This is a genomic window from Mycolicibacterium chubuense (genome assembly GCF_001044255.1).
Lineage (GTDB): Bacteria > Actinomycetota > Actinomycetes > Mycobacteriales > Mycobacteriaceae > Mycobacterium > Mycobacterium chubuense.
Genome location: NZ_JYNX01000060.1, coordinates 332,176 through 351,669, shown reverse-complemented (window position 1 = coordinate 351,669; position 19,494 = coordinate 332,176). Strand labels below are relative to the sequence as shown.

Here is a 19,494-nt window from a genome sequence, read left to right as displayed (position 1 = left end):
GACAGTTCGGAGCGGGCGGGCGCCCGGCGCGGACCGGCGGTGCTCACCGGCGCCCTCCGTCGTCGTCCTGGTACGCCAGTGCCACTTCGATGGGGTCGGGCCGGTCGAGGTCGGCCGGATCGGGCTGGCCGCGGAACCGGTGCCACAACCGTCGTCCGACCAGCAGCACCAGCACGGCCCCGCCGGTCAGCGTGATGAAGAACAGCACCTTGCCGTAGGCGTTGGAGTGCACCGAGAGCCGCACCGGCTCGCCGAGGGCCAGACCGTCGGCGGTGCGCAGCGCGACGTCGACGGCGACGCGCTGGGTGAAGTGCACCTCGATCGGCACCTTGAGCGGCAGGAAGCCCGGGGGCAGCACGATCTCGCCGGGATCGGTCACCGTCATCCCGGGTGGGGCGTCGATGTCCAGCCGCACCCGGATCGGCACCGGCAGGTCGTTGCGCAGCGCCAGCGGCAGCGGGCTGCGTTCGGTGGCCAGGGTGTAGGAGCCGCCAGGGTTGACGATCGTGACCGCCTTGAACAGGTCCTCGACCGTGGTGCCGACGGTGGTCAGTCGCTGCTGGGCCAGCCCGTTGCGGGCATCGGGTGGTACCGACAAGCTCAGCGCGCGCAGTAGATCCTCGCGCAGCGGAGCGGTGTACTGCGTGCCGGTCAGTCCGGTCCGCTCGTCGGTGGTCAGTGCGCCGGTCAGGCCCCACAGCCGGGCGGTCGTCGCGGCGATGCCCGACACCACACCGTCGTCGAACCGGCCGCGGGGGTTGCCCGCGTTCTCCGGCGGCGCAGGCACGCCGCCGTGCACCGCGTTCGCCGCATCGATGACCGCGGTGAGCGGCCGCGGCACGGCCAGCCCGGACCGGATGGTGCTGGCCACCGCGGTGAGGACGGCCTCGGCGTCGTCGGCGGTGGCACTCCAGGTCATCGGCGGCATCAGGATCTGGTCACGCGGCACGGTCTCGGGGTCGAGCCCGCGCCACAACAGCGCGCCCAGCGCATCCTGGCGCCGCGCGATCGCGGAGTCCTGCTTGACCGCGATGTCCAACGAGGGGTCCAGGTACGACGGCGATTCTGGGCCGGTGCCCATACCGGCGAGCGCCGCGCCGACCGCCGGGTCGAACGGAGTGGTGACCACGTTGGCGGTGTAGCGCACCGGCGCGGTGTCGGCGGTCCCGGGTTGCCCGCCGTCGGCGTCGCTGGGCCCGGTCAGGTTCGCCGCGGCGATGGCCACGGTCGGGCCCTGCGCCGAGAGCAGATCCACCGCGGGCGCGGTCAGCGGCCCGTCGCCGACGATGCTGGCCCCGCGGGTCGAGGTGACCCCGAGGATCTGGTCGACGATGTCGCCGGCACCGTTGGTCGCGATCGCCGACAGGCCGGGATCGGCCACCCGGTGCAGCGCGTCGAGGTCGGCCTGGGCGTAGACGGTCGGCGTCACGCACATGCGCTGGGCGAGCGCCTTGAGCCGGTTGAGCCAGCCGATCGCGGCCTGCTGGCCGGTGCCCGGATGGGTCGGGGTGGTCCGGGGCCCGGCGTCGGCGGCGTCGTTGACGACGTAGCCGTTGGTCATCGCGTTCACGGTGACGAGCAGGTCAGGGTCGACGGCCAGACACAGCGCACTGGTGACCTCGCCGCCGGGATCGACCTGCGGGCTGGTCGCGAAATCGGCCGCGGCGAGCAGGGCGTCCAGCCGGCCGCCCGCGGCCAACGAGGTGGCGAGGTCGTCGTCGATCAGCCGTACCGGGGTGGTGCCACCCGGTGCGCCGGCGGCCAGCCGCGGCCGGTCGGCCAGCGGCCAGAACATCGTCAGCCCGACCGGACGGGTGGTGTCCGGGGGGACCGCGGAGGTCACCGCGTCGGTGGTGGCGTCGGACGACTGCGCGGGCGGCACGCCGAGTACGGGAAGCAGGAACCGCGAGTCGTCGAGCCGGGCGGGCTCCCCGTAGTCCGGGGTGCCGTTCACGTTCACCATCACCGGGTAGACCCCGGGTTCGGTGATGTCGAGCGACGAGTGGTCGGGGGAGCGCAGCGGATAGCCCAGCCGGAACGGAACCTCTTGTCCCCGAGCCATTTCCGGGGCGATGGTGATGAAGTCGGCGACCGGTTGATACTGGTCGACGTTTCCGGCGAGGTCGGTGCGCAGCGCGGTCGAGGACGTCACCGCGCCGGCCCGTTCCAGCCGGACCACCACGTCGCGCACGGCGCGGTCGCCGACGTTGCGGATCGTGCCGGTGACGGTGACCATCGGGTCGCTGGTCGTGGTGACGACGTCAGGGGTGATGCCGTCGATCTGCACGGTGAGGAACGGCAGCGTGGAGGGTTGGGCGTCCGCGACGGCCGGTGCGACGATCGGCACGACAGCCAACAGCAGCGCGACGACCGCGGCGAGCAGGCGCGCGGGCGGACGGGTCACGGACTCTGACCGCAGCCGTTCGTCCGCCCGCCGGGCTGTGGTTGAGCGGTGGAGTCGGCCCGGTGGTTGCGGGTGTGCGAGTGCGTCTGTCCGCGCCGGCGCGGCGTGCTGCGCGGCAGCGGCGGCAGCGCCGCGGGCCCGTCGGTGTGCAGTTTGTCGATCAGCTCGTCGGCGACCTCGGCGAGGCGGCGCTCGTCGGCGTAGGCCAGCCGCTTCGGCAGTTCGTGCAGGGGCACCCAGGCGACCTCGGTCACCTCGACGTCCTCGTCGGAGAGCTCCCCGCCGGCGAATCGCATGAGGTAATGGTGCACGGTCTTGTGCACGCGGCGGCCCTCGGTCACGAACCAGTAGTCGATGCTGCCCAGCGCCGCCAGCACGCTGCCCTGGATGCCCGTTTCCTCGGCGACCTCGCGGATAGCGGTCTGTTCGGCCGTCTCGCCCCGCTCGATGTGCCCCTTGGGCAGCGACCACAGCATCCGTCCGCGCCGGTCGATGCGGCCGATCAGCGCCGCGACCTGGCTTTCCTTGGGTCCGTCAAGACCGTCGATGACCAGGCCGCCCGCCGATGTCTCGTGCACGGTGCGCAGCCGTTCTGTGGGCCGACGGGGGCGGGAGCGCGCAGGTTTGGGTGTCGCGGCCGACGGGGTGTCTGCGGCGCTTGAGGTCGCCTTCTGGCGGTGTCCGTTGGTGTTCTCGGCACCCGGCTCCGGCGGACCTGCCGCGCGTCGGCCGCGGCGGCGCCCTCGGCGCCGTCGTGGTTTTGGCTGCTCGCCGTCCGACACCCAAGCGATAGTAGCTGCCGTGAACTGCAGCCCACGCCGCACTCGCCGGTCGGTGACATGCCTGTGACCAGTAGGCTCACCGGACGTGCCTGAGCCCACGTCCGGACGAGATGTCCCCGAACTGCTGGCCGCTGCGCAGGTGTCGCTGAACCGGCATCGCGAGGTGCTCGAGGGGCTCGGACGGTTGTTCGCCGAGCGGGGGCACGCGCTCTATCTGGTCGGCGGCAGTGTGCGGGACGCGCTGCTGGGCCGGCTGGGCACCGATCTGGACTTCGCCACCGACGCCCGCCCCGAGCAGATGAAGGCGCTGCTGGCCGGGTGGGCCGACGCACTGTGGGACACCGGCATCGAGTTCGGCACGCTCGGTGTCGGCAAGAACGGTGACCGGCTGGAACTGACCACGTTCCGCGCCGATTCGTATGACCAGGTGACGCGGCATCCGGAGGTGTCCTTCGGCGACAACCTGGACGACGACCTGGTGCGCCGCGATTTCACCGTCAACGCGATGGCGGTCCGCATCGACCCCGATCGGCCCGGGGGCATCGGTGACTTCCTCGATCCGCTGGGCGGGCTGACCGCGCTGCAGGCCCGCACCCTCGACACTCCCGCCGCGCCGGAGGTGTCTTTCGGCGACGACCCGCTGCGCATGCTGCGCGCGGCCCGGTTCGTGTCGCAGCTGGGTTTCACCGTGGCGCCGCGGGTGCACCGCGCGCTGGAGGAGATGGCGCCGCAGCTGGGCCGGATCAGTGTCGAGCGGGTGGCCGCCGAACTGGACAAGTTGCTGCTGGGCGCCGATCCGGTGGCCGGGATCGACCTGATGGTGCAGACCGGGCTGGGGGAGGTGGTGCTGCCCGAGGTCGGGGCGATGCGGATGGCCATCGACGAACACCACCAGCACAAGGACGTCTACCAGCATTCGCTGACCGTGCTGCGGCAGGCGATCGACCTCGAGGGACCCCTCGGTTCTGAAGGCGGCGGCCCGGACCTGGTGCTGCGCTGGGCGGCGCTGCTGCACGACATCGGTAAGCCCGCCACCCGCAAGCACGAACCCGACGGCGGCGTGAGCTTTCACCACCACGAGGTCGTCGGCGCGAAGATGGCCCGCAAGCGGATGCGCGCGCTGAAATACTCCAAGCAGATGATCGATGACGTTTCGCAACTGGTCTATCTGCACCTGCGGTTCCACGGGTACGGCGAGGGCCGGTGGACTGACTCGGCGGTGCGCCGGTACGTCACCGACGCCGGCCCGCTGCTGAGCCGGTTGCACAAGCTGGTGCGCGCCGACTGCACCACGCGCAACAAACGCCGGGCCGCACGGCTGCAGGCCAACTACGACGACCTCGAGCACCGCATCGCCGAATTGGCGGCCAAGGAGGACTTGGCGCGGGTGCGGCCGGACATCGACGGCAACGAGATCATGCAGATCCTCGACATCCCGCCCGGGCCGCAGGTCGGGCAGGCGTGGAATCACCTCAAGGAGTTGCGGCTGGACCGCGGCCCGCTCAGCCGCGAGGAAGCGATCGAGGAACTCTTGACGTGGTGGAACGAGAAGGGTGAGCCGCGCGTCTGACAGGTATGGAGTACTGCCTGGGCGATCCGGACGGCTCGGCGACGATATGGAGCGCCGACCCGACCACCGATGTCGACGGTGACGGGCTGCGCGACGCCGTGACGCTCGATCTGGACGGCGACGGCCTTCTCGACGACGCACTCGCCGACCTCGACGTCGACGGGTGGGCCGACCACGGGGTGCTGGACTTCGGCGGGGACGGGGAGGCGTACGTCACCGACGATGGGACCGGTACCTGGGCGGTGAGCGCAGACCGGGCAGCCGCGGTGCGCTGGCTCGGGCTCGACGGGGTGGAGCACCCGGCGGACAGCGCGACGGTGGACCTCGACGGGGACGGGCAGGCAGCGGAGCGGTTGACCGACAGTGACGGTGACGGGTTGGCAGACCGGGCGTTCGGGGCGGGGACGGCGTGGGTCGACATCGACGGTGACGGCCGCTGGGATGTCCGCCTGGTCGACACCGACGACGACGGCGCCGCCGACAGCGCCGACAGCCTCTGACCTCCGATCAGCCGCGGCCGCGCCCGGGTGGGCCGGCGAACGCCTGCGCGATCGTCAGCCACTGCTCGGCGTCGGGTCCGACGGCGACGACGTCGAGTTCCGACCGCGCGCGACGCTGCGTGACGAGCATGCAGAAGTGCTCGGCCGACCCGCTCACCCGCTGCGCCGCATCGTCGGGGCCCCAGGACCATTCCGCGCCGTCCGGCGCGTGAAGTTTCACGTGGAACGGTTCGGCCGGCGGCGTCAGCCCGTGCACCGTGTAGGCGAAGTCGCGCGTGCGCACACCGATATGGGCGATCGAGCGCAGCCGGCCCGTCGGGACCCGCGTCACTCCGAGCGCGTCGGCCACATCCAGGCCGTGCGCCCAGGTCTCCATCAGCCGGGCGGTGGCCATCGACGGCGCGCTCATCGGCGGCCCGAACCACGGCAGCTTGTGGCCGTCCTCGACGGTGAGCAGGGCGTCGTGCAGGGCGGTGCGCGTGTGTCGCCAGTCGGCGAGCAGCTGCGCGGGCGGAGTCACCGCGAGTTCCTCCGCCGCGGCGTCGACGAACCCGGTGGGATTCTGCGCGGCCGCCGACACGATGTCCGCGGCGAACGCTGCTTCGTCGGTGACGGCGACCAGCGCCACGCGGTCGGTCCACAGCAGATGGGCGATCTGATGGGCGATCGTCCAGCCCTCGGCGGGAGTGTCGGTCGCCCACCGGTCCGCCGGCAGGTCGGCTACCAACGCGTCCAGGTCGTCGCTCTCGGCGCGCAGGTCCGCGACCATCGGGGCAGCTCCGGCCATGCCGGTCACCTTAGCCCGGCTGTCGGCGCCGGCGACCGACCGTCGCGTAGACCGCCAGCCCCGCGAGATAGACGACGGTGCCCGCGACCGCCAGTCCCGGCGCATGGCCGTCGGCCGGGATGACGAACGCCGCCGCAGCGATGGCGAGGATGAACGCCATCCAGAACAGCGAGTCCTGAACCGTGAACACGTGGCCGCGCAGCGCGTCGTCGACGTCGATCTGCATCGCGGTGTCCGCGCACAACTTCACCACCTGACCGGCGCCGCCCAGCAGGAAGCCGCACGCGATCATCACCGGCAGCCGCAGGGTGGCGCCACAGAGTTGCACCGCCGCGGCGAAGGCCAGCGCCCCGATCGGGGTGGCGTAGCGGCCCCATCGCCGCACCAGCGTCGGGGTGACGACGTTGGCCAGGAAGCTGCCGAGTCCCGCTGCGGCGAGGAACAGGGCGGCGGTGCCGAGACCTGCGACGGAGGCGGAGTCGCTCTGGCGCACAAGCACGAGCACGAGCAGTGTGTTGAGACCGAACGCCATCCGGTGCGCCGACAGCCCGGCCAGCGTCGCGGTGACGGTCGGCACCGCGAGCACGGTGCGCGCGCCGTGCACCCACCCGGTGGCCACCGCGTAGGCGACCGACCCGTGCACCGCGCGGATGCTTTCGTCCGGGCCGAGCATGCGCGGCGGGAAGCGCACCGACAGCCACAGCGCCAGCGCCACCGGCACCGCCACCAGGAAGATGATCACCGAGGCGCCGGCGTCGCCAGCGCCGAACAGCCAGCGCAGCAGCAGCATGAAGTTCGCGCCGAAGAACGCCGCCGCGCCGCCGGTGGCCGTGGCGATGGAGTTCATCGCCATTACCTGTTCGCGGGGCACCACATGCGGTAGCGCGGCCGACAGCCCGGACGACACGAATCGCGTCAGCCCGTTGACGATCAACGCGCCCAACAGGATCGGCACATCACCCACGCCCGCGGCCAGCAGCAGCCCGACCGCGATGACCATAGCCATTCGGCCCAGGTTGGCGGCGATGAGGACCACCCGGCGGTCCCAGCGGTCCAGCAGCGCGCCGGCGAACGGGCCAAGCAGCGAGTACGGCAGAAACAGCACCGCGAACGACGCGGCGATCTGCCAGGGACCCGCCGCCCGCTCGGGACTGAAGATCAGCCCACCGGCCAGCCCGGCCTGGAACAGGCCGTCACCGAACTGACTGACCGCCCGCAGTTCCAACAGGCGACGGAACTCGGGCAGGGACCTGGTCGAGGCCCACACCGAACGCCACGCTGCGCGAGGTGCGCGATCGTCGGGCACGGGATTCACGTCCTAGGAGAGTGGTGGCTGCGTCGAGAGATGTCGCTACCGGAGCCACAGTACAAATATCCGGGCGGGCCCCGCTTGTTCGCCTCCGGCAGACGACGGTGATGACAGAATGGTCGGGTGGCGCAGCCAGAGGATCCGGAGGATTTCGTCGCACCCGCGGCCTACCGGGTCCGCGCGGGCACGATGTTGCTGGCCAACACCGATCTGCTGGAACCCACGTTCCGGCGCAGCGTCATCTACGTCGTCGAGCACAACGACGGCGGCACCCTGGGCGTGGTGCTCAACCGGCCGAGCGAGACCGCGGTGTACAACGTCCTCCCGCAATGGGTGAAGCTCGCGACCAAACCGAAGACCATGTTCATCGGCGGACCCGTCAAACGCGACGCGGCGCTGTGCCTGGCGACGCTGCGCGTCGGCGTGGACCCGGCCGGCGTCAATGGCCTTCGCCACGTGCAGGGCCGGATCGCGATGGTCGACCTGGACGCCGACCCCGACGCGATCGCCCCGCTGGTCGAGGGGGTGCGCATCTTCGCCGGGTACTCGGGCTGGACCATCGGCCAACTCGAGGGCGAGATCGAGCGCGACGACTGGATCGTGTTGTCCGCGTTGCCGTCAGACGTGCTGGTGGAGCCACGGGTAGACCTGTGGGGGCGGGTGCTGCGTCGTCAGCCGATGCCGCTGTCGCTGCTCGCGACACACCCCATCGATCTCAGCCGCAACTAGCGGTCGCAGGACAGCGTGCACGAGGCGCACGCCCCCGCGCAGCTGTCCGCACCCGCCGCGACGCGGGCGTTCGCGCGGGCCACGACCTTGGCGCTCTGCCAGCATCCTGCGGCCACGGTCGCCAGCGCACCGCCGATGCACACCAGCAGCACCACCGTCGACGTCGGCCGCGGAGCCGACAAACCGACCACCGCGCCGGCGGCGAGCATCACCGCCGCGGCCAGCTGTGTCGGGGCGACCCCGCGCAGCACCTGACGGACGAAGTCGTCGGACACCGGCCGGGTCAGCGACCAGACGCCCAGCGCCGCGGTCACGGCGGCGACGCCGAGACACAGCATTGCGGCGACCATCATGGGTCAGAGGATACGGCGTCGGCAGCGGGCCGCCGTCCCCCGGGCGCCAGGCTTCGCCCGGGGGACGACGTCGCTTATCCCTGCAGTCCCAGCAGCTGCGGCGGGGGGGCCGCCACAGCGGGGACAGCGGGAGCTGGGGGTGCCGGCGGCGCCGGTGCGGGCGGGGCGCCCAGGGGCACTCCGGGTGGGGGCGCCGCGGACGGCACGCTGACCTTGAAGCCTTTGACGATCGCCTCGGTGGCGTCCGCGGCGGCCACCACCTGGTCGACGCTCGTGGTCACCGCCAGTGACACCAGGTAGCGGTCCGGGCCGACCGTCGCGAGCACGTGGCGCCGGGAGGTGTTCAGCGTCATCGCGTTGTCCCGGTAGGTGCCCTCGATCAGCGAGGACGGCATCCCGCCGAAGTCGGTGAACGATGCGTCGGTGGAGCGCCACGCGGGCAGCTGCTGGGCGTCGATGAAGCCGTGGCTGATCGCCTCCTTGGGATCGAAGTCCCCACCGACCAGCTTGTAGACCACCACCTGCGCGTTCGACGAGTACAGGCCGTTGCCGCCGACGCGGTCGGCGATGACCGCGAACGCGTCCGGCACGTTGGGGTCGGGGATGTGCTGCCAGCCGCGGGGCATGGGCAGCACGATGTTGAGCGCGCGGAAGTCACGGCTGGACTGCGGCTCCAGGGTGATGCCCTTCGCGGCGAAGAAGTCGCTGAGCGTGCCTGAGGTCGCCGGCACGATCGTCGGCGCGGGCGCGGCAGGGACGGCGGGCGGAGTCGCGGCCGTGACGCCGGCGGGTACGGCGGCCACCCCGGCAGTGGCGGGTGTCACACCCGGCTGCAGGGGCACGACGTTCGGCGCGGCCGGCACCGGCTGGGCGATCGTGGCCGGCGACGGCAGCGTCGGCTGCACAGGGAGTGGCTGCGCGGACGCCGTGCCCGTGACGCCCAGCACAACGGCGACACCGGCGCATGCGCCGATCCCTCCCGCCAGAACCCGCCAGCGACGGCCGTTTTCGCTCATCGAGTGAAGTCCTCCCAATCCCTTTTCCCGACGGTCCGGGCCAAGCGCACCCGGGTCAGGCGAGCAATGTATCCACGGGCTCGACACGCTCACCAGGGCTGGAATCGACCTGGGACCAAGCCCTGACGCATCCGCAACGGAACCGAGATCAACCCGTGGCCCGCGGGGCCGCCACCAAGCGGCTTATACGCTGATCACGTGACCGACACGCCGACTGCGCACCATGCCGCCGACGACACCCCGCCGCACCGCTACACCGCGGAGCTCGCCGGGGACATCGAGCGCTCCTGGCAGCAGCGGTGGACCGAAGCCGGAACCTTCGACGTCGCCAACCCGGTCGGCTCGCTGGCCGCGCCCGACGGCACACCGGTGCCGGCCGACAAGATGTTCGTCCAGGACATGTTCCCGTACCCATCGGGGGAGGGGCTGCACGTCGGGCATCCGCTCGGCTACATCGCCACCGACGTGTACGCCCGCTACTACCGGATGACCGGACGGAACGTGTTGCACGCGTTGGGTTTCGACGCGTTCGGTCTGCCCGCCGAACAGTACGCCATCCAGACCGGGACGCACCCGCGCACCCGCACCGAGGCCAACATCGTCAACTTCCGCCGCCAGCTAGGGCGGCTCGGCCTCGGCCACGACGCGCGCCGCAGCTTCTCCACCACCGACGTCGAGTTCTACAAGTGGACGCAGTGGATCTTCCTGCAGATCTTCAACGCATGGTTCGACCCGGAGCGCAACCGGGCCCGTCCCATCGCCGAGCTGGTCGCCGAGTTCGAGGCGGGCACCCGGGCGACGGGCGACGGCCGGCCGTGGTCGTCGTTGAGCAGCGGTGAGCGCGCCGACGTGATCGACGGGCACCGGCTGGTCTATCTGGCCGACTCGGTGGTCAACTGGTGTCCCGGTCTGGGCACAGTGTTGGCCAACGAGGAGGTCACCGCTGACGGCCGCAGTGAGCGCGGCAACTTCCCGGTGTTCCGGAAACGTCTGCGGCAGTGGATGATGCGCATCACCGCGTACTCTGACCGGTTGCTCGACGACCTCGAGGTTCTGGACTGGCCAGAGAAGGTCAAGACGATGCAGCGCAACTGGATCGGCCGCTCGACGGGCGCCAGCGTGCTGTTCGGGACCCCCGCCGGCGACGTCGAGGTGTTCACCACCCGCCCGGACACGCTGTTCGGTGCGACGTATCTGGTGTTGGCACCCGAGCACGATCTGGTGGACGACCTGGTCGCCGCCGAGTGGCCCGACGGGGTGGACTCGCGGTGGACCTACGGTGCGTCGTCCCCGCGCGAGGCGGTGGCCGCCTACCGGGCCGCGATCGCGGCGAAGTCCGACCTGGAGCGCCAGGAGAACAAGACCAAGACCGGCGTGTTCCTCGGCGCGTACGCCACCAATCCCGCTGATGGACAACAGGTTCCGGTGTTCATCGCCGACTACGTGCTGGCCGGCTACGGCACCGGCGCGATCATGGCGGTGCCCGGCGGCGACCAGCGGGACTGGGACTTCGCGACCGAGTTCGGGCTGCCGATCGTGGAAGTGGTTACTGGCGGGGACATATCGGAGGCGGCGTACACCGGTGAGGGCCTGATGGTGAACTCCGGTTTCCTCGACGGCATGGACGTGGCGGCGGCCAAGGCGGCCATGACCGAGCGACTCACCGCCGACGGCCGGGGCCGCGCCCGCATCGAATACAAGCTGCGCGACTGGCTGTTCGCCCGCCAGCGGTACTGGGGCGAGCCGTTCCCGATCGTCTACGACGCCGACGGCCGCGCCCACGGCCTGCCCGAGCACATGCTGCCGGTGGAGCTGCCCGACGTGCCGGACTACTCTCCGGTGCTGTTCGACCCCGACGACGCCGGCAGCGAGCCGTCGCCGCCGCTGGCCAAGGCCACCGACTGGGTCAACGTCGAACTCGACCTCGGCGACGGGCCCAAGCCCTACACCCGGGACACCAATGTGATGCCGCAGTGGGCCGGCAGCAGCTGGTACGAGTTGCGCTACACCGACCCTTACAACGCAGAAGCCATGTGCGCCAAGGAGAACGAGGCGTACTGGATGGGGCCGCGCCCGGCCGAGCACGGCCCGGACGACCCGGGTGGCGTCGACCTGTACGTTGGCGGCGTCGAGCATGCGGTGCTTCATCTGCTCTACTCCCGGTTCTGGCACAAGGTGCTGCACGACCTCGGGCATGTCAGCTCCCGCGAGCCGTATCGGCGCCTGGTCAACCAGGGCTACATCCAGGCGTTCGCCTACACCGACGCGCGCGGGACGTACGTGCCGGCGGCGGAGGTCATCGAGCGCGACGGACGGTTCTTCTGGACCGGGCCGGATGGTGAGATCGAGGTCAGCCAGGAGTTCGGCAAGATCGGCAAGAGCCTCAAGAACTCAGTGTCGCCCGACGAGATCTGCGACAACTACGGCGCCGACACGCTGCGGGTGTACGAGATGTCGATGGGCCCGCTGGAGGCGTCGCGGCCGTGGGCCACCAAGGACGTCGTCGGTGCATACCGCTTCCTGCAACGGATCTGGCGCCTGGTGGTCGATGAGGAGTCCGGTGCAGTGCGTGCCACCGACGACGCGCTCGACGAGGCCACGCTGCGGCTGCTGCACCGCACCATCGCCGGCGCCGCGGACGATTACGCGGGGCTGCGCAACAACACCGCCGCGGCCAAGCTGATCGAGTACACCAACCATTTGACCAAGCAGTCGGTCACGGCGCGCGCCGCGCTCGAACCGCTGGTGTTGATGGTGGCGCCGCTTGCGCCACACCTGGCCGAGGAGCTGTGGTCGCGGCTCGGCCACGAGGGCTCGCTGGCCCACGGCCCGTTCCCGATCGCCGACGAGCAGTACCTGGTCGACGACACTGTCGAGTATCCGGTGCAGGTCAACGGCAAGGTGCGCAGCCGGGTCACGGTCGCTGCGGATGCCGTCGCCGACACCGTGGAGGCGGCTGCACTGGCCGATGAGAAGGTCGTGGCCTTCCTCGACGGCCGTATGCCGAAGAAGGTCATCGTGGTGGCGGGCCGGCTGGTCAACATCGTCGTCTAACTCGCGATTTCGGCGTCGTTGGTCACGCTGACGTTGACCAACGACACCCGAATCGCGCGTCACGGAACCGGTTCGGCCGCCGGTGCGTCCATGAAGGTGTGCTGAACGACTACCTCCGCCGGCACGACGGAGTGATCACCGCGGGCCAGGCCCTTTCCGTGGGGTTGAGCAGACAGTCGGTGAACCGGAGGGTCCAGTCCGGCGAGTGGCGTCAGTGCGCCCGGGGTGTCTACTTCGTCGAAGACCGCCCCTTCACCGACGCTGCCCGGGTGCGTGCAGCAGTGTGGTCGTTCGGCGAGCATGCAGTGGCCAGCGGACTTGCCGCCGCGTGGTGGCACGGCCTCACCAGGTACGCGCCGGTCGATGTCGAAATGACGACGCCACGCCATGGCAGCGGACGTAAGCGGCCGGGGGCGCGCGTGCGTCGGCGGGATCTGAAGACGGGTGATGTCGTGGAGTGCAGAGGCCTGAAAGTCACAGCCTTACCGTTGACCGCCCTGGAGGCTGCGGTACGCGGATCCGGCAACCGGGCGGTGATGGATCGGGCACTCCAACGGGAGGCGACGCTTCAGCAGCTGTGGAGCGCGCACCTGCGGAACAAGGGCCGCCACGGTTCACCCGCCGCCCGCATCCTGCTACAGGCCGCGGATGGCACGCATTCCACGGCCGAGAGAATCTTGACCGGACTTTTGCGGTCGTCGGGGATCACCGGTTGGCGTGCCAACGTGCGTATCGGTGGATATATGGTCGATGTCGCCTTCCGCGGCGCGAAGGTGGTGATTGAAGTGGACGGCTGGGCGTTCCATAGCGATCAGGCGACGTTCCAGAGCGATCGGGAACGACAGAACGTGATCGCTCTGCAGGGTTGGCAGGTGTTGCGCTTCACCTGGTTGGACCTGACCGAATATCCGGAGCGCGTCCTTGCGACCATCAAGGCTGCGATTCGGGTGTAGTTGGTCACGCTGAGGGTGACGAACTACGCCGAAATCCCATTACCGGGGCCGGACGATGACCTCGTGGACGTGCGCGTCGCTGGGTGCGTTGATCGCGTCGGCAGTGACGCGGGCGACGGTCTGCACGCTGAGGTACTGCCCGGGGTCGTACTCACGGCCCTCATAGGCGACGAGGTCCTCCTGCATCGCCGTCGCGATGCGGCCGGGGTGCACGGAGGTCACCCGCAGCGACGGTTCGTCGGCGCGCAGCGAGTCGGCGAAACCGCGCAGCGCGAACTTGCTTGCCGAATACGACGCCAGCCCCGGCGATGCGTTGATGCCCGCGCCGGAGTTGATGAACACGACGTGCCCGCCCGCGGCGCGCAACGCCGGCAGGAGTTCGAGGGTCAGCGCGACAGCGCCGATCACGTTGACGGCCATCGTGGAGCGCCACTGGTCGACGGTGGTCTCGGCCACCCGCCCGGGGTAGGCGACGCCGGCGTTGTGGATCAGCACGTCCAGCTCGACGATGGGTTCGACGACGGCGGGGATCGCGTCGGGGTCGGCGAGGTCGAGGGGCCAGGTGGTCGCTCCGAGCCGCTCTGCCACCGCGTCCAGCCGCTCCGAGGGACGCCCCGCGAGGAACAGGGTGTGCGTCGGAGCCAGCGCGTCGGCCAGCGCGGCTCCGAGGCCTCCGGACGCTCCGGTGATCATGGCAGTCGGCACACGCCGACACTACCGACCTGCGCGGCGGGCGAAGAGGTCGCATCATGGGAGGCGATGCCCCACGATCCGAGCTTTGCCCCGACGCAACTGGCCGCCCGCGCGGCCTACCTGTTGCGCGGCAACGACCTGGGCACGATGACCACCGCGGCGCCGTTGCTCTATCCGCACATGTGGAGTTGGGACGCGGCGTTCGTGGCCATCGGGCTTGCCCCGCTGTCGGTCGAGCGGGCCGTCGTCGAACTGGACACGCTGCTGTCGGCGCAGTGGCGCAACGGCATGATCCCGCACATCGTGTTCGCCAACGGGGTGGACGGGTATTTCCCGGGCCCGGCCCGCTGGGCGTGTTCGGCGTTGTCCCCCGACGCGCCGCGCGGCCGGCACACCTCAGGCATCACCCAGCCGCCGGTGCACGCGATCGCCGTGCAGCGCATCCTCGACCACGCCCGTCGGCGCGGCCGGTCCACCCGTGCTGTCGCCGACGCGTTCCTCGACCGGCGCTGGGGCGATCTGGTGCGCTGGCACCGGTGGCTGGCCGAGTGCCGCGATCAGAGGGGCCGCGGCCGCGTCACCCTGTACCACGGCTGGGAATCCGGCATGGACAACTCCCCACGCTGGGACAGCCCGTACGCCAACGTGATTCCCGGCGACGTGCCCGAGTACCAGCGCGAGGACAACAAGATCAACACCGACGCCAGCCAGCGGCCCAGCGACATGGAGTACGACCGCTACCTCTGGCTGGTCGAGGAGATGAAGGCCGTCCGCTTCGACGATGAATTGCTGTCCAAGGCCATGAGTTTCGCGGTCGAGGACGTGTTCGTCTCGGCCATCTTCTCGGTGGCGTGCCAGGTGCTGGCCGAGATCGGCGAGGACCACAAGCGCCCGAACGCCGACGTGAAGGACCTGTACTCCTGGGCGGAGCGTTTCCGCGCGGGCGTGGTCGCGACCAGCGACGAAAGAACCGGTGCTGCAAGGGATTACGACGTGCGCGCGGAGAGGTGGATCGCGACCGAGACGGTGGCGCAGTTCGCGCCGCTGCTGTGCGGCGTCCTGCCGCACGACCGGGAGCGGGCGCTGATCCGGCTGCTGGAGGGCCCGCGGTTCAGCGGGCATCCCGATCTCGCGTACGCGCTGATCCCGTCGACGTCGCCGGTGTCGCGTGACTTCCGCTCGCGGGAGTACTGGCGGGGTCCGGTGTGGCCGGTGATGACGTGGTTGTTCTCGTGGTGCTTCGCGCGGCGCGGTTGGGCCGAACGGTCCTCGACGCTGCGGCGGGAAGGCTTGCGACAAGCCAGCGATGGCACGTTCGCCGAGTACTACGAGCCGTTCACCGGCGAGCCGTTGGGCAGTATGCAGCAGTCGTGGACCGCCGCGGCAGTGCTTGACTGGTTGGGCTGAGCGCTATTCGGCGATGCGCTCGAGCGGCGCGAGCGCCTTGGTCAGTGCGGCGAGCTCGTCCTCGCTGAGCTTGGCGAGCAACTCGGCCAGGTGAGCCTGCCGGGAGGCCAGGGCATCCCGGTGCTGGGACAGGCCCTCGGGGGTGATCTCGACCAGGACCGCGCGCAGATCCGACGGGTCACGGGACCGCTTGACCAGGCCGAGTTTCTCGAGCCGGCGGATGGCCACCGTGGTGGTCGGCGTGCGGACGCGTTCGTGGGCCGCCAACTCGGTCATCCGCATCGGGCCCTGATCCAGGAGCGTGAGCAGAATGGACAGTTGAGCGAGCGTCAGGTCCCCGGCGGTGGCCGTCTTCCCGGTGTGGCGCAGCACGGACATCACCTTGGCCAGCACGCGCTGCAGTTCGCCCGCGACCTCGCTGACCTGCGTCTCCGTGCCCGTCATAATTTCGCCAGTCTAACCTGTCGGGGGCTTGCGGACCGTCCGGTCAGCGGCTTTGCAGAAAAAAACTTGACAGGTGCGTCAAAGCACCTGAGACAGGAAGCGCTGAAGCCGTTCGGTCTCGGCCTTCTCGAAGACCTGCTCCGGGGGTCCCGTCTCGACGACCTGTCCGCGGTCCATGAACACGACCGCGTCGGCGAAGGATCGGGCGAAGTCCATCTCGTGGGTGACGATCACCATCGTCATGCCGTCGGCCCCCAGTTCGGCGATCAGTGCCAGCACCCCTTTGACGAGTTCGGGGTCGAGCGCCGAGGTGGCCTCGTCGAAGAACATCACCTGTGGGGACATCGCCAGCGCGCGGGCGATCGCGACGCGTTGCTGCTGCCCACCGGACAGCGTGGCCGGCCGCACGTCGGCCTTGTGCCGCAGTCCGACCCGATCCAGCTGCGCGAGTCCCAGCTCGCGGGCGGCGTCGGCGTCCAGGCCCTTGAGCCGTCGCGGCGCCAGCGTCACGTTGTCGAGCACGGTGCGGTGCGGGAAGAGCTGAAACTGCTGGAATACCATGCCGATTCGCTGCCGCAGTTCGTCCGGGTCGTCGCGCAGCACCGACCGCCCGTCGAGCAGGATGTCCCCGCGATCGGGTTCGTAGAGCCGGTTGAGAGTGCGCAGCAGTGTGGACTTGCCCGACCCGGACGGTCCGATCACCGCCGTCGAGGTGCCGGCGGCGACGTCGAGATCGACGCCGCGCAGCACGGCGTTCGGGCCGAAGGACAGGTGCAGGTCGGTGGCGGCCAGCGAGACCGCGGTCGTCGTCGTCATCAGTTCATCTCCTGGGAGGTCGAGGTCAGCAGCGGGTCCTCCTCGTCGGGCCGGCGGCCGCGGCGCAGCCGGGTGTCGATGAAGTTCACCAGGTGGGTGAGGGGGATGGTCAGGGCGAGGTAGAACAGTCCGGCGGCGACCAGCGGTGAGAGGTTGCCGGTCTGGGCGTTGAGGTCGCGGCCCACCTGGAACAGCTCGCGCTGGTTGGCGATCAGGCCGAGGAAGTACACCAGCGACGACGCCTTGAGCAGCGAGATGAACTGGTTCATCAGCGCGGGCAGCACCCGGCGCACGCCCTGCGGGATGACGACGAGCCGCATGGAGGTCGCGTAGCTGAAGCCGAGCGCGCGCGACGCCTCCAGCTGTCCCGGGTCCACGCTCTGGATGCCGGACCGGAAGATCTCGCCGACGTACGCGGCGGCCATCAAGCCGAGCGCGGCGATCCCCAGCGGGTAGGGGTTGTTGCCGGTCAGCTGTCCGACCACCGGTCCGATGCCGAGCCCGATCAGCAGGATGATCACCACTTCGGGCAGGCCTCGGAAGATGTCGGTGTAGATGCGGGCGGGCCAGCGCAGTAACCGCGAGGTCGAGATGCCGGCGACCGCGAGCGCCATGCCGAGCACGAGTCCGATCACGCTGGCGGCGAAGGTCAGGATCAGGGTGTTGGGTAGACCGGTCTTGAACAGGTCCGGGATGGCCTGCTTGTAGAGGTCCCAGTCCAGGAACGACGCGGCGAGCTGGGACAGTGTCGACGGCGGCGCCGCGGCCTGCGCGGGGGTGGCCTTCGACTGGTTCTCCGCGGCGATCGCGGCGAAGTCGGGCAGCTTCGGTTCGGGTGCGGCCTTGGATCCGGGCTTCCAGCCCGGCGGGAGGGCGCGCGGCACCCAGTCGGAGTACAGCCGCGACCAGGTGCCGTCGGCGATGATCGCGTCGAGGCCGGAGTTGAGCGCGTCGATCAGCGGCTGATTGTTCTTCGCGACCGCCCACGCGACGAAATTGTCCAGGCTGAAGGTGTTTTCGACGATCTCGGCGGGGTCACCCGGCTGCACGGTGCCCTGCGCCTGCTGCGACGGCGCGACCCAGGCGTCGAGCTGGCGGGTCTTGAGGCTTGCGTAGAGCGTGCTGTAGTCGGGGAACTTCACGGGCTGCAGCTTGAGGGTGTCGATGACGTAGGCCTCCTGCACCGTGCCCTGCACGACGCCGATGCGCTGACCCGCGGCGAGTTTGTCGAACCCGGTGATCGGCGAGCCCTGAGGAACCACGAGCGAGAAGTAACCGAAGTCGTATCCGTTGGTGAAGCCGACGGTCTGCCGCCGGGCGTCGGTGGTGGTGATCGACGAGGAGCCGACGTCGAAGCGGCGGGACGCGACCTGTGCCAGCAGGCCGGAGAACTCGGTGCCGACGAAGTTGATCTTCAGGCCCAGCTTGTCGGCGACCGCCCGCAGCAGCTCGTTGTCGAACCCGGTGAACTGGCCGGCTGAGTTGATGCAGATGCTGGGCGGCGCATCGGACAGGGTGCCGACCGTCAGCGTGCCCGGGCTGGACAAGCCCAGCGCGTTGATGTCGATGTCCTGCAGCGGACGCACGCCGGCGGTCGTGTACTTGTCTTCGGCGGGGCCGGTGGCCGCGGCCGCCAGATTGGTCGGCAGCGCACTGGCGCTCTGCACCCCGGGCGGGGCGCATTGATCCACCTGCGCGCCCGCCGGGGCGGCGAACCCCATCGCCGCGATCATCGCCGCCACCAGGACCAGAACGAAACTTTTCACGGTCAGGCGCGGTACCCGCTTGCTGCTCATCTCAAGCAACGTAGTGGGCCGCGCGCCAGGGCCGGAAGGTTCGGCTCAATCGGAGTGCAATGCCGCGCCGGTCAGCCCGCCTGGCGGTCCCGCCACCGACACAGCGCCTCGGCCTTGGTGAGGTCGTAGTCGGGACCGTTGACGCCGATCGTCAGCAGCGTGACACCGAGGCCGACCAGGGCCTCGGCTCCGGCGAGCATGGCGTCCTCGCTGCCCTCGGGCACGCCCGATGAGCGCTCGATCGCCGAGGGGTCGCGCCCGACGTCCGCGCAGTGGCGGTCGAGCACCTCGGCCTTGCCGGGGTAGGTGGAGCGGTCGGTGAAGCCGTGCCAGATGTCGGCGTGTTCGGCGACCAGGCGCAGGGTCTTCTTCTCGCCCTGCCCACCGATCAGAATCGGAATGTCGCGCAGCGGAGCGGGATTCAGCTTGCCCAGCCGGGATTCGATGCGCGGCAGCGCCGCGGCGAGGTCGTCGAGTCGGCTGCCCGCGGTGCCGAATTCGTAGCCGTATTCGTCGTAATCCTTCTGCTTCCAACCGGATCCGATACCGAGGATGAGCCGGCCGTCGGAGATGTGATCGACGGTGCGGGCCATGTCGGCGAGCAGCTCGGGGTTGCGGTAGGAGTTACACGTCACCAGGGCGCCGATTTCGATGCGGGAGGTCTGCTCGGCCCACGCGGCGAGCATCGTCCAGCATTCGTAGTGTGCGCCGTCGGGGTCGCCGTACAGCGGGAAGAAGTGGTCCCAGTTGAACGCGACGTCGACGCCGATGTCCTCACAGCGGCGCACCGCGTCCCGGATGTGGCGGTATTCGGTGGAGTGTTGTGGCTGCAGTTGCACGCCGATACGCACGGGTCGGGTCATGCCTCAAGATAGCCTCTC

General features: G+C 70.1%; 17 protein-coding genes. 6 read left to right on the top strand and 11 right to left on the bottom strand.

Translation table 11 applies throughout. The annotated features are described in order from the left end of the window. Window positions 1–43: 43 nt before the first annotated feature. Window positions 44–2,404, bottom strand: coding sequence for a DUF6049 family protein (locus tag MCHUDSM44219_RS22480; RefSeq protein ID WP_048420413.1), 2,361 nt, complete (start codon window positions 2,402–2,404; stop codon window positions 44–46). Further along, window positions 2,401–3,186 carry an NUDIX hydrolase gene (locus MCHUDSM44219_RS22475; protein ID WP_048420412.1) on the bottom strand — a complete coding sequence of 262 codons (786 nt, stop codon included), beginning with the start codon at window positions 3,184–3,186 and terminating at the stop codon, window positions 2,401–2,403. The genes MCHUDSM44219_RS22480 and MCHUDSM44219_RS22475 overlap by 4 nt, the downstream gene beginning before the upstream one ends. An 85-nt stretch (window positions 3,187–3,271) precedes the next feature. On the opposite strand from MCHUDSM44219_RS22475, the gene MCHUDSM44219_RS22470 reads away from it, so the two are divergent. Both MCHUDSM44219_RS22470 and MCHUDSM44219_RS22465 read left to right on the top strand, forming a co-directional pair. Next, window positions 3,272–4,756, top strand: a complete 1,485-nt coding sequence (locus tag MCHUDSM44219_RS22470) for a CCA tRNA nucleotidyltransferase (protein ID WP_048420411.1) — start codon at window positions 3,272–3,274, stop codon at window positions 4,754–4,756. 5 nt (window positions 4,757–4,761) lie between these two features. After that, window positions 4,762–5,256 carry a hypothetical protein gene (locus MCHUDSM44219_RS22465; RefSeq protein WP_048420410.1) on the top strand — a complete coding sequence of 165 codons (495 nt, stop codon included), beginning with the start codon at window positions 4,762–4,764 and terminating at the stop codon, window positions 5,254–5,256. A gap of 7 nt (window positions 5,257–5,263) precedes the next feature. Here MCHUDSM44219_RS22465 and MCHUDSM44219_RS22460 read toward each other — a convergent pair whose 3' ends face one another. Together MCHUDSM44219_RS22460 and MCHUDSM44219_RS22455 are read right to left on the bottom strand one after the other, a co-directional pair. Further along, window positions 5,264–6,043 carry a TIGR03084 family metal-binding protein gene (locus MCHUDSM44219_RS22460; protein ID WP_048420515.1) on the bottom strand — a complete coding sequence of 260 codons (780 nt, stop codon included), beginning with the start codon at window positions 6,041–6,043 and terminating at the stop codon, window positions 5,264–5,266. Between the two features lie 10 nt (window positions 6,044–6,053). Next, window positions 6,054–7,349, bottom strand: a complete 1,296-nt coding sequence (locus MCHUDSM44219_RS22455) for an MFS transporter (protein WP_048420514.1) — start codon at window positions 7,347–7,349, stop codon at window positions 6,054–6,056. A gap of 126 nt (window positions 7,350–7,475) precedes the next feature. On the opposite strand from MCHUDSM44219_RS22455, the gene MCHUDSM44219_RS22450 reads away from it, so the two are divergent. Continuing rightward, the gene (locus tag MCHUDSM44219_RS22450; RefSeq protein ID WP_048420409.1) at window positions 7,476–8,081 is read left to right on the top strand and encodes a YqgE/AlgH family protein; all 606 of its coding nucleotides are present in this window, start codon (window positions 7,476–7,478) and stop codon (window positions 8,079–8,081) included. Here the strand turns inward: MCHUDSM44219_RS22450 and MCHUDSM44219_RS22445 are convergent. Further along, window positions 8,078–8,434 (bottom strand): hypothetical protein, encoded by a 357-nt coding sequence (locus MCHUDSM44219_RS22445; RefSeq protein WP_048420408.1) that lies wholly within the window; start codon window positions 8,432–8,434, stop codon window positions 8,078–8,080. The two genes, MCHUDSM44219_RS22450 and MCHUDSM44219_RS22445, sit on opposite strands and share 4 nt — an antisense overlap. Before the next feature lie 74 nt (window positions 8,435–8,508). After that, the gene (locus MCHUDSM44219_RS22440; protein WP_048420407.1) at window positions 8,509–9,450 is read right to left on the bottom strand and encodes an LpqN/LpqT family lipoprotein; all 942 of its coding nucleotides are present in this window, start codon (window positions 9,448–9,450) and stop codon (window positions 8,509–8,511) included. Window positions 9,451–9,648: 198 nt separating this feature from the next. On the opposite strand from MCHUDSM44219_RS22440, the gene leuS reads away from it, so the two are divergent. Together leuS and MCHUDSM44219_RS22430 are read left to right on the top strand one after the other, a co-directional pair. Continuing rightward, on the top strand, window positions 9,649–12,504 hold the full coding sequence (leuS, locus tag MCHUDSM44219_RS22435; protein WP_048420406.1) for a leucine--tRNA ligase: 2,856 nt from the start codon (window positions 9,649–9,651) through the stop codon (window positions 12,502–12,504). Between the two features lie 98 nt (window positions 12,505–12,602). After that, on the top strand, window positions 12,603–13,457 hold the full coding sequence (locus MCHUDSM44219_RS22430) for a type IV toxin-antitoxin system AbiEi family antitoxin domain-containing protein (protein ID WP_048420405.1): 855 nt from the start codon (window positions 12,603–12,605) through the stop codon (window positions 13,455–13,457). Window positions 13,458–13,496: 39 nt separating this feature from the next. Here MCHUDSM44219_RS22430 and MCHUDSM44219_RS22425 read toward each other — a convergent pair whose 3' ends face one another. After that, on the bottom strand, window positions 13,497–14,162 hold the full coding sequence (locus MCHUDSM44219_RS22425) for an SDR family oxidoreductase (protein ID WP_048420404.1): 666 nt from the start codon (window positions 14,160–14,162) through the stop codon (window positions 13,497–13,499). A 54-nt stretch (window positions 14,163–14,216) separates the two neighbouring features. On the opposite strand from MCHUDSM44219_RS22425, the gene ggh reads away from it, so the two are divergent. Beyond that, on the top strand, window positions 14,217–15,557 hold the full coding sequence (gene ggh, locus MCHUDSM44219_RS22420) for a glucosylglycerate hydrolase (RefSeq protein ID WP_048420403.1): 1,341 nt from the start codon (window positions 14,217–14,219) through the stop codon (window positions 15,555–15,557). Between the two features lie 3 nt (window positions 15,558–15,560). Here the strand turns inward: ggh and MCHUDSM44219_RS22415 are convergent, their stop codons facing one another. The 4 genes from MCHUDSM44219_RS22415 to MCHUDSM44219_RS22400 all read right to left on the bottom strand — a co-directional run bounded on the left by MCHUDSM44219_RS22415 (window position 15,561) and on the right by MCHUDSM44219_RS22400 (window position 19,476). After that, the gene (locus tag MCHUDSM44219_RS22415) at window positions 15,561–16,001 is read right to left on the bottom strand and encodes a MarR family winged helix-turn-helix transcriptional regulator (RefSeq protein ID WP_048420402.1); all 441 of its coding nucleotides are present in this window, start codon (window positions 15,999–16,001) and stop codon (window positions 15,561–15,563) included. A gap of 78 nt (window positions 16,002–16,079) precedes the next feature. After that, window positions 16,080–16,817 carry an amino acid ABC transporter ATP-binding protein gene (locus MCHUDSM44219_RS22410; protein WP_048420401.1) on the bottom strand — a complete coding sequence of 246 codons (738 nt, stop codon included), beginning with the start codon at window positions 16,815–16,817 and terminating at the stop codon, window positions 16,080–16,082. Beyond that, a complete protein-coding gene (locus MCHUDSM44219_RS22405; protein ID WP_048420400.1) occupies window positions 16,817–18,613 on the bottom strand; it encodes an ABC transporter substrate-binding protein/permease in 1,797 nt (598 codons plus the stop codon). Before MCHUDSM44219_RS22405 ends, MCHUDSM44219_RS22410 begins: the two co-directional genes overlap by 1 nt. Window positions 18,614–18,684: 71 nt before the next feature. Next, window positions 18,685–19,476, bottom strand: coding sequence for an LLM class F420-dependent oxidoreductase (locus tag MCHUDSM44219_RS22400; RefSeq protein WP_048420399.1), 792 nt, complete (start codon window positions 19,474–19,476; stop codon window positions 18,685–18,687). Between the last annotated feature and the right edge of the window lie 18 nt (window positions 19,477–19,494).

Coding starts and splice junctions, on each gene's coding strand:
- MCHUDSM44219_RS22445 (WP_048420408.1), bottom strand. CDS start 8,434: ATGATGGTCGCCGCAATGCTGTGTCTCGGCGTCGCCGCCGTGACCGCG.
- ggh (WP_048420403.1), top strand. CDS start 14,217: ATGCCCCACGATCCGAGCTTTGCCCCGACGCAACTGGCCGCCCGCGCG.
- MCHUDSM44219_RS22405 (WP_048420400.1), bottom strand. CDS start 18,613: ATGAGCAGCAAGCGGGTACCGCGCCTGACCGTGAAAAGTTTCGTTCTG.
- MCHUDSM44219_RS22415 (WP_048420402.1), bottom strand. CDS start 16,001: ATGACGGGCACGGAGACGCAGGTCAGCGAGGTCGCGGGCGAACTGCAG.
- MCHUDSM44219_RS22400 (WP_048420399.1), bottom strand. CDS start 19,476: ATGACCCGACCCGTGCGTATCGGCGTGCAACTGCAGCCACAACACTCC.
- MCHUDSM44219_RS22440 (WP_048420407.1), bottom strand. CDS start 9,450: ATGAGCGAAAACGGCCGTCGCTGGCGGGTTCTGGCGGGAGGGATCGGC.
- MCHUDSM44219_RS22460 (WP_048420515.1), bottom strand. CDS start 6,043: ATGGCCGGAGCTGCCCCGATGGTCGCGGACCTGCGCGCCGAGAGCGAC.
- MCHUDSM44219_RS22465 (WP_048420410.1), top strand. CDS start 4,762: ATGGAGTACTGCCTGGGCGATCCGGACGGCTCGGCGACGATATGGAGC.
- MCHUDSM44219_RS22410 (WP_048420401.1), bottom strand. CDS start 16,817: ATGACGACGACGACCGCGGTCTCGCTGGCCGCCACCGACCTGCACCTG.